Origin of the sequence: Microbacterium protaetiae (genome assembly GCF_004135285.1) — a bacterium.
Classification (GTDB): domain Bacteria; phylum Actinomycetota; class Actinomycetes; order Actinomycetales; family Microbacteriaceae; genus Microbacterium; species Microbacterium protaetiae.
Window position 1 is genome coordinate 2,051,566 of sequence record NZ_CP035494.1, and the last position, 13,168, is coordinate 2,064,733.

Annotated in this window: 8 protein-coding genes and 1 pseudogene; 4 read left to right on the forward strand and 5 right to left on the reverse strand. The window is 70.3% G+C overall.

Going from position 1 to position 13,168, the window contains the following annotated elements; translation table 11 throughout:
• Positions 1-26: 26 nt before the first annotated feature.
• From ET475_RS09535 to ET475_RS09545, 3 genes are read left to right on the forward strand one after another with little or no spacing between them, the layout of a single operon-like run.
• A complete protein-coding gene (locus tag ET475_RS09535) occupies positions 27-2,057 on the forward strand; it encodes a beta-galactosidase (protein ID WP_129389134.1) in 2,031 nt (676 codons plus the stop codon).
• Positions 2,054-4,354 (forward strand): alpha-xylosidase, encoded by a 2,301-nt coding sequence (gene yicI / locus ET475_RS09540; RefSeq protein WP_129389137.1) that lies wholly within the window; start codon positions 2,054-2,056, stop codon positions 4,352-4,354. The genes ET475_RS09535 and yicI overlap by 4 nt, the downstream gene beginning before the upstream one ends.
• A complete protein-coding gene (locus ET475_RS09545) occupies positions 4,351-6,852 on the forward strand; it encodes a glycoside hydrolase family 3 protein (RefSeq protein ID WP_129389140.1) in 2,502 nt (833 codons plus the stop codon). The genes yicI and ET475_RS09545 overlap by 4 nt, the downstream gene beginning before the upstream one ends.
• A gap of 664 nt (positions 6,853-7,516) precedes the next feature.
• On the opposite strand, the gene ET475_RS09550 is transcribed toward ET475_RS09545, so the two are convergent.
• Genes ET475_RS09550 through ET475_RS09570 form a run of 5 tightly spaced genes read right to left on the reverse strand, consistent with a single transcriptional unit; the run spans position 7,517 to position 12,343 of the window.
• The gene (locus tag ET475_RS09550; protein WP_165310864.1) at positions 7,517-7,981 is read right to left on the reverse strand and encodes a hypothetical protein; all 465 of its coding nucleotides are present in this window, start codon (positions 7,979-7,981) and stop codon (positions 7,517-7,519) included.
• A gap of 14 nt (positions 7,982-7,995) precedes the next feature.
• Positions 7,996-9,330: a dihydrolipoamide acetyltransferase family protein gene (locus ET475_RS09555; RefSeq protein ID WP_129389146.1), complete on the reverse strand. Its 1,335-nt coding sequence runs from the start codon at positions 9,328-9,330 to the stop codon at positions 7,996-7,998.
• 17 nt (positions 9,331-9,347) lie between these two features.
• Positions 9,348-10,373, reverse strand: a complete 1,026-nt coding sequence (locus tag ET475_RS09560; protein ID WP_129389150.1) for an alpha-ketoacid dehydrogenase subunit beta — start codon at positions 10,371-10,373, stop codon at positions 9,348-9,350.
• 5 nt (positions 10,374-10,378) lie between these two features.
• On the reverse strand, positions 10,379-11,644 hold the full coding sequence (locus ET475_RS09565) for a thiamine pyrophosphate-dependent enzyme (RefSeq protein WP_129389153.1): 1,266 nt from the start codon (positions 11,642-11,644) through the stop codon (positions 10,379-10,381).
• A gap of 48 nt (positions 11,645-11,692) precedes the next feature.
• Positions 11,693-12,343: a CBS domain-containing protein gene (locus ET475_RS09570; RefSeq protein WP_207205326.1), complete on the reverse strand. Its 651-nt coding sequence runs from the start codon at positions 12,341-12,343 to the stop codon at positions 11,693-11,695.
• A 23-nt stretch (positions 12,344-12,366) separates the two neighbouring features.
• Between ET475_RS09570 and ET475_RS09575 the strand changes: the two are divergent.
• Positions 12,367-13,116, forward strand: a pseudogene (locus ET475_RS09575) (ABC transporter ATP-binding protein); the annotation flags it as partial.
• Positions 13,117-13,168 lie beyond the last annotated feature (52 nt).

Sequence of the window (13,168 nt, forward strand, 5' to 3'; positions counted from 1 at the left end):
CACCCGACCCGAGAGCACTGGAGCCCATGTCACCGACGACGCGCGACCCCGACCGTTTCGCCGCGCTCACCGCCGATCTGGGCATCTGCTTCGGCGGCGATTACAACCCCGAGCAATGGCCGCGGCAGACCTGGACCGAAGACGTCGAACTGATGCGCCGGGCCGGAGTGAACCTTGTCACCGTGGGCGTGTTCAGCTGGGCGGTGATCGAGCCGGTGCCCGGCGCGCGCGAGTTCGGCTGGCTCGACGAGGTGCTCGATCTGCTGCACAGCGCCGGTATCGGCGTGGATCTGGCGACCCCGACCGCCTCACCGCCGCCGTGGCTGGGCGTGCGATACCCCGAGACGCTGCCGGTCGACCGCGACGGCGTGCGCCTGGTGCCCGGCTCGCGCAACCAGTTCACACCCGCCTCGCGCGTGTATCGCGAGCACGCACTGGCTCTCACGCGCGATCTCGCCGCGCGATACGCGCAGCACCCCGCCGTGCGCATGTGGCACGTGGGAAACGAATACGGTCAGCTCGACTACGGCGACGAGGCCGCGCGTGAATTCCGGCTCTGGCTGCGTGCGCGCTATGGCAGCATCGAGGCACTCAACGCGGCATGGGGCACGACGTTCTGGTCGCAGCACTACACCGATTTCGATGAGATCACGCCGCCGCGTCGCATGCCCTACATCGTGAACCCGTCGCAGGCCGTCGACTTTCGCCGATACAGCTCCGACCAGCTGCGCGCCTGCTACCGCGAGCAGCGCGACGCCCTGCGCGATGCCGGGGCGGCCCAGCCGATCACCACGAACTTCATGGGCTTCTTCGCGCACGCCGACTACCGCTCGTGGGCCGGCGACGTCGACGTGATCGCCGACGACCAGTACCCCGACCAGGCATCGGCGACCTCGCCCGCCGACATCGCGCTCGTGCAAGACCTGATGCGCTCGCTGGGCGGCGGCCGGCCCTGGCTGCTCATGGAGCAGGCGGTCAGCGCGACCTCGTGGCGCGGGCACAACCTGCCCAAGTCGCCGGCCCGTGCCCGGGCCGATTCGCTGCAGGCGGTGGCCCGTGGCGCCGACGGCATCTGCTTCTTCCAGTGGCGGGCCTCGCGCGCCGGCGCCGAGCGCTTCCACTCCGCGATGGTGCCGCACGCCGGGCCCGATACCGAGGTGTTCCGTGGCGTCGTGCGGCAGGGCGAGGACCTCGCCCGGCTGCGCCCGATCGTCGGTGCGCGGGTGCACACGCACGCCGCCATCGTCTTCGACTGGGCGTCGTGGTGGGCCGCCGACGAACCCGCCCTGCCCACCGAACGGCTCGACACCGTCGCCGAGATCACCCGCTGGTATCGGGCGCTGTGGCGCCGCGGCATCGCCGCCGACATCGTCGCGCCCGGCGCCGATGTCACCGGCTACCCGCTCGTGCTCGTTCCCCACTCTTATGTGATCGAACCGGATGCCGCAGCCGCACTGGCCGCGGCATCCGATGCCGGAGCACAGCTCGTGATCGGCGCCTTCAGCGGGGTGGCCGACGGCAACGGGCACATCCGTACCGGGCGCTCACCGGCACTGCTGCGCGAGTTGATCGGTGCCAGTGGCGAGGAGTGGTGCGCGCTGCCCGACCCGTCGGTCGCCCTGGAGCTCGACGGGTGGGGTCCGAACGATCCCACCGCCGCGACGCTCGGCGAGCGGCTGCGCTCCGACGGCGCCGACGTGCGTGCCCGGTACGTCACGGGGCCGCTGGCCGGGCTTCCCGCGATCACCCGCAACGCGCGCGGGGCCGGGGCAGCCTGGTATCTGGGGGCCGTCGTCGACGATGCCGTGCTCGATGCCGTGATCGGTGAGGCTGCGCAGGGCGTGAGCGGCGCGCTGCCCGGGGTGAGCGTGCTGCCCGACGGGCTCGAAGCCGTGCGGCGCGGCGATGCCCTCTTCCTTCTGAACCACGCCGCCGCCCCCGTGCAGGTGCCGGTGCCCTCGGGCCTGGTCGACCTGCTCACCGGCGACGAGACCGATTCGGTCGTGGCCGTGGGCCCCGACGATGTGCGAGTGCTGATCGAAAGGCAGGACCGGTGAAGTTCACCGATGGATACTGGCTCACAAAGCCGACGCTGACCCCGCTGTACGCGGTCGAGGTCGATGACATCCGCATCGACGAGGCCGCCGGCACCATGACGGTGTACGCGCCCACCGCGCCCATCCGCGATCGCGGCGACACCCTCAACCGGCCGATGCTCACCGTGACGTTCTCGGCACCGGCGCCCGGCGTCGTCAAGGTGCACCTCGCGCGGCACGAAGGCGGCGTGCACCGCGGCCCCGACTTTGCCGCACAGGGCGAACCGGGATATCGACCGCACGTGCGCATCGACGATGGCCACGGCGTGCTCGAAGCAGGACCGGTCAGCGTGCGCGTGGCGCGTTCGGGCCGGTGGTGCGTCGAGTTCCGTGGCGTCGACGACCGGCTGCTGACAAGTTCGGTGCCCCGCTCGGTCGGACACATCACCGGCACCGGCCAGCTGCGCGCCCCCGCGGATCCCACCTGGGTGCACCAGCAACTCACCATCGAGCCGGGCGAGCGCATCTACGGCCTCGGCGAGCGCTTCGGCGCGTTCGTGAAGAACGGGCAGACCGTCGACAGCTGGAACGAAGACGGCGGCACCTCGAGCGAGCAGTCGTACAAGAACGTGCCCTTCTACATCTCGAGCCGCGGCTACGGAGTGTTCGTCGACGACCCCGGCAAGGTGTCGTTCGAGGTGGGCAGCGAGGTGAACTCGCGCGTGCAGTTCTCGGTGCCGGGCGAGACGCTCGACTACTACGTCATCGGCGGACCCACACCCAAAGACGTGCTGCGCCGCTACACGGCGCTGACCGGGCGCCCCGCGCGTGTGCCGGCCTGGTCGTTCGGCCTGTGGCTGACCACCTCGTTCACCGCCAGCTACGACGAGAAGACCGTGACCGGCTTCATCGAGGGCATGGCCGAGCGCGACCTGCCGCTGAGCGTTTTCCACTTCGACTGCTTCTGGATGCGTGAGTACCAGTGGGTCGACTTCCAGTGGGACCAGCGCGCCTTCCCCGATCCCGACGGGCAGCTGCGCCGGTTGCACGAGCGCGGGCTGAAGGTGTCGGCGTGGATAAACCCCTATATCGCGCAGCGCTCGCCGCTGTTCGCCGAGGCGGCGGAGAAGGGCTACCTGCTGCGCCGCACCGACGGCAGCGTCTGGCAGTGGGATATGTGGCAGGCCGGCATGGGCATCGTCGACTTCACAAACCCTGCGGCGACCGAATGGTATGTCGCACACCTCGAGCGGCTGATGGACCAGGGCGTCGACAGCTTCAAGACCGACTTCGGGGAGCGCATCCCGACAGAAGACGTCGTCTGGCACGACGGATCCGACCCCGAGCGCATGCACAACTACTATCCGTGGCTGTACAACGAGGCCGTCTTCGGCGCGCTGGAGCGCCGCCGCGGCACCGGCGATGCCGTCGTCTTCGCCCGCTCGGCGACCGCGGGCACCCAGCAGTTCCCCGTGCACTGGGGTGGCGACAGCGACTCGACGTTCCTGTCGATGGCCGAGACGCTGCGCGGCGGCCTGTCGCTGGCCATGAGCGGCTTCGGCTACTGGAGCCACGACATCGGCGGCTTCGAGGGCACCCCCGATGCGGGGCTGTTCAAGCGCTGGGTCGCGTTCGGGCTGCTCTCGTCGCACTCGCGCCTGCACGGTTCGTCGTCGCTGCGCGTGCCGTGGGAGTTCGACGAAGAGGCCGTCGAGGTCACCCGGCGCTTCACGAACCTGAAGCTGCGGCTCATGCCGTACCTGGCCCGGGTCGCCGAAGAAGCGCACACCGACGGCATCCCGATGATGCGGCCCATGGTGTTGGAGTTCCCCGGCGACCGCTCGGGGTTTGACGCCGACACGCAGTACATGCTCGGCGACGCGCTGCTGGTCGCCCCCGTGTTCGCCGCCGACGGGCACGCCGAGTACTACGTGCCCGAGGGGGAGTGGGCCTCGCTGCTGCACGATGATGTGGTGAGTGGATGCCGGTGGCTGACCGAGACGCACGGCTACGACTCGCTGCCGCTGCGGGTGCGTCCCGGCACCGTGCTGCCGTGGGGCGCGGTCGATGACCGGCCCGACTACGAATGGGCCGACGGTGTGAGTCTGCGCTGCTTCGCACTGCCCGACGGGTTCGACCAGATCGTGACGGTGCCCGGCTTCGCTGGGCCGGCCACGACGTTCCGCGTGCGCCGGTCCGGCGACACGATCACCGCGCGCAGCGACGACGCCCGCTTCGGCTGGTCGTTGCAGCTCGGCGACCGCATCGTGTCGGCGTCGGGCGCCGGTGAACTGACCCTCGAGGAGGACGCGCGATGAGCGCAGAGCTGTTCCGCGACATCCACGCCCCGCTGGCCGAGCGCGCCCGCGATCTGCTCGACCGGCTCACCTCCGACGAGCGCATCGCCCTGCTGCATCAGGTGCAGCCGGCCATCGAACGGTTGGGGATGGCCGAATTCCACACCGGGTGCGAGGCGCTGCACGGCGTGGCGTGGCTGGGTAGGGCGACGGTGTTCCCGCAGCCGGTCGGCATGGCCGCGACGTGGAACACCGAGCTGCTGCGTCGCATCGGCGAGGTCACCGGTACCGAGGTGCGCGCCAAGCATGCCGAGAACCCGCTGGTGAGCCTGAATGTCTGGGCGCCGGTGGTCAACACCCTGCGCCACCCCGGCTGGGGGCGCAACGAAGAGGGCTACAGCGAAGACCCGCACCTGACCGCGCACTTCGGTGCGGCCTATGCGCGGGGCATGCGCGGCGACCACGAGCGGGTGTGGAAGACCGTCCCCACCCTCAAGCACTTCCTCGCCTACGACAACGAGACCGACCGGTCGACGACCTCGTCCCAGATGTCGCCGCGCACGCTGCACGAAGAAGAACTGCCCGCCTTCCGCGAGCCGCTCGAGACCCAGGCGGCCGGGGCGATGATGCTCGCCTACAACCGGGTCAACGGCACCCCGGCGCACACCCAGCCCGAGCTGGTCGCCGAGGCCCGCACCTGGAGCGACGCGTCGATCGCGGTGGTCTCGGATGCCGGGGCCCCGACCTTCGTCGTGTCGCTGCAGCACGCCCAGCCCGACCACGCGCACGGGGCGGCGGCGCTGATCCGCGGCGGCATGGACTCGTTCACCGACCACGACGCCGACGCGAACCCCACGATCACGCACGTGCGCGAGGCGCTCGCGCAGGGCCTGCTCAGCACCGACGACATCGACCAGGCTGTGCTGCGTCTGCTTGAGCTGCGCCTGCGCACCGGCGAGTTCGACGGCGACGACGACCCGTACCGGGCGATCGGCGCCGACGCGATCGACGCGCCGGGCGCGCGGGAGCTGGCCCGCGAGGCGGTCGCCCGCTCGGTGGTCGTGCTGCGCAACGACGCCTCCGTGCTGCCGTTGGGTGCGCCGTCGCGCATCGCCGTGGTCGGGCCGCTGGCCGATGCGGTGCTCACCGACTGGTACGCGGGCACCCCGCCGTATTCGGTCGGCATCGCCCAGGGGCTGGCCGACCGGTATCCGTCCGCCCAGGTGGAGACGGTCACCGGCGCCGACACCATTGCGCTGATCGCTCCCGACGGCGGCTACGTCGCAGCCGATGTCGACGGACAGGTCGTCGACACCTCGGGTACGACGGCGGATGCCGCATCCCGGTGGGATGTCACGGACTGGGGTGACGGCATCCTCACGCTGCGTTCGCACGCCAGCGGCAGGCTGCTCACCGGCGGAGCCTGGCCGATGCGCGCCGACGCCGACCGGGTCGGCGGGTGGATCGTGCAGGAGAGCTTCCGTGCCCACGTGCACGCCGACGGCTCGTGGTCGCTGCTGCACCTGGGCTCGGGCCGATGGGTGCGCGTCGCGCTCGGCGGCGGACTGCTGCTGGCCGAAGCGCGCACTCTCGCCGATGCGACCCGGTTCGGCGTGCGCACGGTGCGCTCGGGGGCGCAGGCGGTGGCCGATGCCGCGGCCGCCGCCGATGTCGTCGTCGTGGCCGTCGGCAACGACCCGCACCTGTCGGGGCGCGAGACCGAGGACCGCCCGCACCTGTTCCTGCCGTCATCGGCGGTGGGCGTGTGGCGTGCAGCGCGCGAGGTGAACCCGAACGCGGTGCTGACGATCGTCTCGAGCTTCCCGTACGTGCTCGGTCCCGGCACAGCCGACGCCGAGACCGTCGTGTGGACCAGCCACGGCGGGCAGGAGCTCGGCCACGGCGTGGCCGATGTGCTCAGCGGCGACCGTGAGCCCGAGGGGCGGCTGGCCCAGTCATGGCCGGCCGACTCGGCGCAGGCCGGTGACCTGTTCGACTACGACACGCTGCGCCAGCAGGCCACGTACCGGCATCAGCCGGCCCCGTACGCCTTCGCCTTCGGGCACGGGCTCACATACACGACCGTGGCGTACGAGGGCGTGACGCTGGATGCCGCTGCCGCCGATGCGCCGGCGGCGTTGCTGCGGCATCCCTTGTTCGCTCCGCGGGATGACGACCATGTCGTGACGGCCACCGTTCGGGTGCACAACGAGGGCTCGCGCCCCGCCGAGGAACTCGTGCAGCTGTACGCGCAGGCCTCGGGCTTCGACATCCCGACCCCGCGCCGCCTGCTCGTCGCATACGCGCGCGTGCGCCTCGAGCCGGGTGAGCTCCGCGAGGTGTCGTTGTCGTTCGCTCTCGAGCGGTTGGCGGTGTGGGATGCCGCGGCTCAGGTCTCCGGCGCCGCGGACGATTGGCTGCACGCCGGCGCGCTGCGCGTGCAGCCGGGGGTCTATGCCCTGGCCGCAGGCCCGTCGGCCGACGACCTTCCGGTGTCGGCCGACCTCACCGTGCGCTGAGTGCAGGTCGGCCGCTGTTCGTCGACCTCGTTCTCGGCACCGCTGTTCTCGGCACCACCGTTCTCGGCACCACGATTCTCGGCACCACGACGGGTGCGAGGGCATCACGACGGGTGCGAGGGCATCACGACGGGTGCGAGGGCATCACGACGGGTGCGAGGGCATCACGACGGGTGCGAGGGCATCACGACGGGTGCGAGGGCATCACGACGGGTGCGAGGGCATCACGACGGGCGCGACCCTCGGCTCCGTCCGGCTGGCGAGTCTGTTCGCCGTCCCATTTCGTCGCTTGACCATTCTGAAGCGACGCTTTGGGTCGGCGGATGCCGGGCTGCCGGCCTGGTGCTGTCCCGTGTGGTCGCTTGACGGTTCTGAAGCGACGCTTTGGGCCGGGGGATGCCGCGACGGACGCCGGGACGGCTCCCGGCCTGGTGCCGTCGCGTGTGGTCGCTTGACCGCTCGGAAGCGACATTTTGTGCCGGGGGATGCCGGGCTGCCGACCTGGTGCCGTCCCGTATGGTCGCTTGACGGGTGCGAAGCGACGCTTTGGGCCGGGGGATGCCGCGGCGGATGCCGGGACCGCTGCCGGCATCGGAAGCCCTCGGCGTGTCACGGCTCCCGGGTGGCATCCTGCACGGGCCGGCGGAGCCCGTGCGGCCGCGGCTCAGGCGCCGACGGCGGCCAGCACGAGCCCGGTCGGGATGCTGACGGCCAGCACGACGGCGACGACGCGGAACGCCCACACCAGCACGGGGTGCGCGGGCGCGCCCCGGCGGGTCGCGATGATGATCAGGATCAGCGCGATCACCAGCAGCGCTCCGCCGGTGAACGTGAGGGCGAGCAGGCCCGACAGCTGCCCGGCCAGCACACCGATGCTGCCGAGGTTGAACAGTGCGAACGCCGCCCAGGTCAGCGGCATCCGCGCGCGCTGCGCGAGCCAGCCCATCGCCGCACCCACCACGCCCTGTGCGACGCCGCCGACGAGCACCATGTAGGCCGTCGCCCATGCTGTCTTCTCGGTGGTCGAGTAGGCGGTCGCCGCGGCCAGCAGGCCGCCCGCGACCACGAACACGAGCGCCGCGACGAAGAACGGGAGCGCCCGGCGCAGGGCACCGGACGCTCCCGTCATGGTTGCAGAACCGCTCACACCAGGATCCGCAGCGGCTCGGTGAGTAGCCCGGTGAGATCCTTCAGGAAGGCGGCGGCGCCTGCCCCGTCGAGCACGCGGTGGTCGACCGTGATGGTCAGCCGCGTGCGCGGACGGATCTGCACCTCGCCGTCGACGACCACAGCCTCATCGGCGGTGCCGCCCACGGCGACGATGATCGCCTCGGGCGGGTTGATCACCGCAGTGAACTGATCCACACCGAACATGCCGAGGTTCGACACCGAGATGGTGCCGCCGCTCATCTCGTCGAGCTTCAGACGGCCGGCACGGGCGCGGGTGGCGAGGTCCTTGACCTCGGCGCCGATGGTGGAGACCGACTTCTTGTCGGCGTCCTTGACCACCGGCACGACCAGGCCGTCGTCGAGCGCGACGGCCACGCCGACGTTCACGTGCTTGTGCTGCAGGATCACGTCACCGCCGAACGAGGCGTTGGCCTCGGGGTGCATCGCCAGCGCCACGGCCACCGCTCGCACGATGAGGTCGTTGACGCTGACCTTCACGCCCGAGTCGGCCAGGCGCGTGTTGATGTCGCGACGCACCTCGGTCAGCCGCGACGCGTCGACGACGCTGGTCAGCTGGAACACCGGTACCAGCGCGGCCTCGGTCAGCCGACGCGCGGTGACCTTGCGGATCTGCGACATCGGCACGCGCTCGTCGTCGTCCTGCGCAGTGCCGACGGGGGCAGCGGATGCCGCAGCCGGCGTGGCCTGCGGTTCGGGCGCTGTCGGCGCGGCCGGGGCCGCCGCGGGCTTGCCGCCCGATCCGATCAGCTGCTCGATGTCGGCGCGCACGATGCGCCCGCCGGGGCCCGAGCCGGTCACGGTCGCCAGGTCGATGCCGTGGGTGCGCGCCAGCGAGCGCACGAGCGGCGTGGCCTTGATCTTGCCGCCGGGCTCGGCCGCGCCGGGGGCGCTGTCGGGGGCTTCGGCCTCGGACTCGTCGGCCGGGGTCTCGGCCGTCTTCGCGGGCTCCGCTTCCGGCTCTTCCGCCGCGGCCTCGGCCGCTTCGGCCTCGGGCTTGGCCGCAGGCTCAGCCGCGGCATCCGAAGACCCTCCCGACGACGAGCCGGAACCCGACCCGTCGCCGATGATGGCGATGGGCGCGCCGATGGCGACGTTCTCGCCCGGCTGCACGAGGATCTTCTCCAGCACGCCGCCCTCGTAGGCCTCCAGGTCCATCACGGCCTTGTCGGTCTCGATCTCGGCGATCACGTCACCGCGACTCACGGTGTCGCCCTCGGCCTTGAGCCACTGGGCGATGGCGCCCTCGGTCATGGTGTCCGACAGGCGCGGCATGAACACATCAGGCATAGCTCACGGTCCCCCTTCTAGCGCGCGAACCGCGTCGCATCGAGCTGTTCGTTGATGACTCGGATGAGCGCATCCGCATCAGGAAGTGCGATCTTCTCCAGCGACTTCGCGTACGGCAGCGGAATCTCCGCGGCCGCCACGCGACGTACCGGGGCATCGAGGTAGTCGAATGCGCCCTCCTGGATGGTCGCGGCAAGTTCCGCGCCGATCCCGTAGGTGAGCCAGTCGTCTTCGAGCACGACGGCCTTGCCGGTCTTCATGACCGAGCGGCACACCGTCTCGCGGTCGAGCGGGCGCAGGCTGCACAGGTCGACGACCTCGACCGAGATGCCCTGCGACTCGAGACGCTTGGCGACGTCGTTGGCGATGACGGCCGCCCGCGAATAGCTCACGACCGTGATGTCGGTGCCCGGGTGGGTGACCTTGGCCTTGCCGAACTCGGCGACCTGCTCGCCCTCGGGCACCTCGCCCTTGGTGTTGTACAACGACAGGTTCTCCAGCAGCAGCACCGGGTCGTCGTCGCGGATCGCGGCGGTGAGCATCGCCTTCGCGTCGGCCGGAGTCGACGGTGCCAGCACCTTCAGTCCGGGAACGCTGGCGTACCAGGCCTCGATGTTCTGCGAGTGCGTCGCCGCCAGCTGCTGCCCGCCGCCACCGGGCGTGCGGATCACCATCGGCACCGAGGTCTGCCCGCCGAACATGCCGTAGATCTTGGCCGCGTGGTTCACGATCTGGTCGATCGCTATCAGCGAGAAGTTCAGCGTCATGATCTCGACGACCGGGCGCATGCCGAGCATGGCCGCGCCGATCGCAGCTCCTACGAAGCCTTCTTCGGCGATGGGAGTGTCACGTACGCGCTCCGGGCCGAATTCCTTCAGCATGCCCGCGGTGATCTTGTACGAGCCCTCGAACTTGCCGATCTCCTCGCCGAGCAAGAAGACCTTCTCGTCGCGCAGCATCTCCGTGCGCAGCGTGTCGTGCAGCGCCTGACGGTAGGTGATCTCGGGGGCGGATGCCGCCTGCTTGTCTGCGTTCTCAGCCATCAGCGTCACGCCTCCTTTCCTGCGCCGACCGGTTCCCTGTCCCACCCGGCGGGCAGCACGGGGTCGCCCGGCATGAGCCGGGAGGCGTTGGGGACATCGGTCGCATACGTGAAGTCGAACAGCGTCGAGGCTGCCGGTTCGGGACTGGAGTCGGCGAACGCTATCGCGTCGGCGACCTGCTTGGCTGCGTCGCCCTCGATCTTCTCGGCCTGCTTCTCGTCGAGCAGGCCGTCGGCGACCAGTTGCGCGCGGTACGGCGGCAACGGGTCGTGCTCCTTGAGCTCGGCGACCTCTTCTTTGCTGCGGTAGCGGGCCGGGTCGACGACCGAGTGGCCGCGCAGACGGTACGACATGACCTCGAGGATGCCGGGCTGCCGGTTCTCGCGCGCGTCGTTCAGCATCTCGTCGGCAGCCTGACGGACGGCCTCGGGGTCGCTGCCGTCCACGCGGCGGCCGGGGATGCGGTACGAGCAGCCGCGCTTGTACAGCTCGGGCTCACCCGACGCGGCCTCGACGGTGGTGGCCATGCCCAGACCGTTGTTGATGATCACGTAGACGATCGGCAGCTTCCAGATCGCCGCGATGTTCAGCGCCTCGTGGAAGGCGCCGATGTTGGTCGTGCCGTCGCCCATCTGACACATGACCGCGTCGGCGTCGGGGCCCGGCTTCTGCTGCAGCGTCAACGCGAGTGCGGCACCCGTGGCCGGCGGGATCTGCCCGCCGACGATGCCGTAGCCGCCGAGCATGCGCTTGGAGGCGTCGTACATGTGCATCGAGCCGCCCAGGCCCTTCGAGACACCGTCACTGCGGCCGAACAGCTCGGCCATGACACGGTCGGCGCCCATGCCGCGGGCGATGGCGTAGCCATGATCGCGGTAGTTCGTGAACAGGTAATCGGTCGGACGAAGAGCCGTCATCAGCCCGACGACCGTCGGCTCTTCACCGAGGTTCAGGTGGCAGTAGCCGCCGATCTTCGCGCGCTGATACATCTCACCCGCCCGCTGTTCGAACTCGCGGATGAGCGCCATCTCCCGGTAGTAGTCGACGCGGGTCGCGGCATCCGCACCCGTGACCTTCTTCGCGGTGGGTGGCTTTGCGCCCGCGCTCTTCTTCGGGGGCGCCTTCGTGCCGGCGGATGCCGCGCTGCGCGCGCGGGTACTCGCCTGGCCCGTCTTCGTCCTTCCTGTCGTCGTCTTCGCGCCGTCCGCACGCGCCGAGCCGCTTGAAGCGGCCTTTTTCTCGCGCTGCGGATCCTGCGTTCGTCCGGCCATTGTCGAATCCCTTTCACCGAACAACACGGCTTGTGACCGCGTGCCTCGTCAGGGACCGGGCGGCTGCTCCTGCAACACGAACCGGTCCTCGCTTCCGCCGCATTTCGGGCACACCAGCGGCGGGTGCGCGCCGCGGATGGTTTCTCCGCAGACGCCGCACGCCCATTCCAGAATCCGGCCGACCAGGTCATGCCGGCTGAGTATTCCGACCAGTCGGCCGGAGGAAAGCACCGGGACACGACGGATGCCCGAACCCACGAGGATCCGGCGCACCTGCTCGATATCGGTGTCGGTGGTGACGCTGATCACCGCGGTGGTCATGACATCGTGCGCGGTACGACCGCCGCGCGTGAGCATGTCGAGCTCACTGACCAGTCCGAGCACGGCGCCGGCGTCGTCGATGACCGGTACCGCGCTGATGCGCGAGGTCGTCAGCGTGTCGGCGATGCGCGCCACAGGAGTGTCGGCTGTCACTGTGATCACCGGTGCGGTCATCACCTGACCGGCCGTGATACCCGCCGCCGAACCTGTACCTGGCTCCATGTCACCACCTCTGTCCCTGTATCGCAGATTATCAGTCCCGCCGCCTCGGTGGATGCCGGTGTCCCGGGACAAACGCGGCCGCGCGCTCTTCAGCCGCGCGCGAATCATCCTCGCGATGTACATCGGCCGCGACTTCAGGCCGATGTGCCGGGGCATGACCGCTCCGTAGCGTCGAAGGCATGCAGATCACATCTACCGACCTCGGCCTCGCTGCCCGAGTGCAGCAGCTGACCAAGACCTACGGCACCGGTGAGAGTGAAGTGCGCGCCCTCGACGGCATCAGCGTCGGAATCCGGCGCGGTGAGTTCACCGCGATCATGGGGCCGTCGGGATCGGGCAAGTCCACGCTCATGCACATCTTCGCGGGACTGGATGCCCCGACCGGCGGCCGTGTGTGGATCGGTGACACCGACATCACGGCGCTGAGCGACCTTGAGCTGACAGTGCTGCGCCGGCGGCGGGTGGGATTCGTCTTTCAGGCGTTCAACCTCGTGCCCACCCTCGACGTGATGGGAAACATCCTGCTGCCGTTCGACCTCGACGGCCGCCGGCCGACGGCGCTCGAGCGCGCGCGCATCGACGGTCTGGTGGCCTCGCTGGGGCTCGGTGACCGGCTGGGTCACCGCCCGCACGAGTTGTCAGGCGGCCAGCAGCAGCGCGTGGCGATCGCCCGGGCGCTGGCGACCGCCCCCGACCTGGTGTTCGCCGACGAGCCGACCGGCAACCTCGACTCGCGCACCAGCCGCGAGGTGCTCGCGCTGCTGCGCGCGGCCAGTGCCCAGCACGGTCAGTCGATCGCAATGGTCACGCACGACCCGATCGCGGCATCGCACGCCGACCGCGTGCTGTTCCTCGGCGACGGCCGCATCGTGGCCGACAAGCCGCGACAGACGCCCGAGCAGATCTCTGCGTACATGCTCGCCGCCGAGCAGGAGCCGGTCGGTGAGGGAGCCCCGGCCGTTGAGCGAGCCCCGGTCGTTG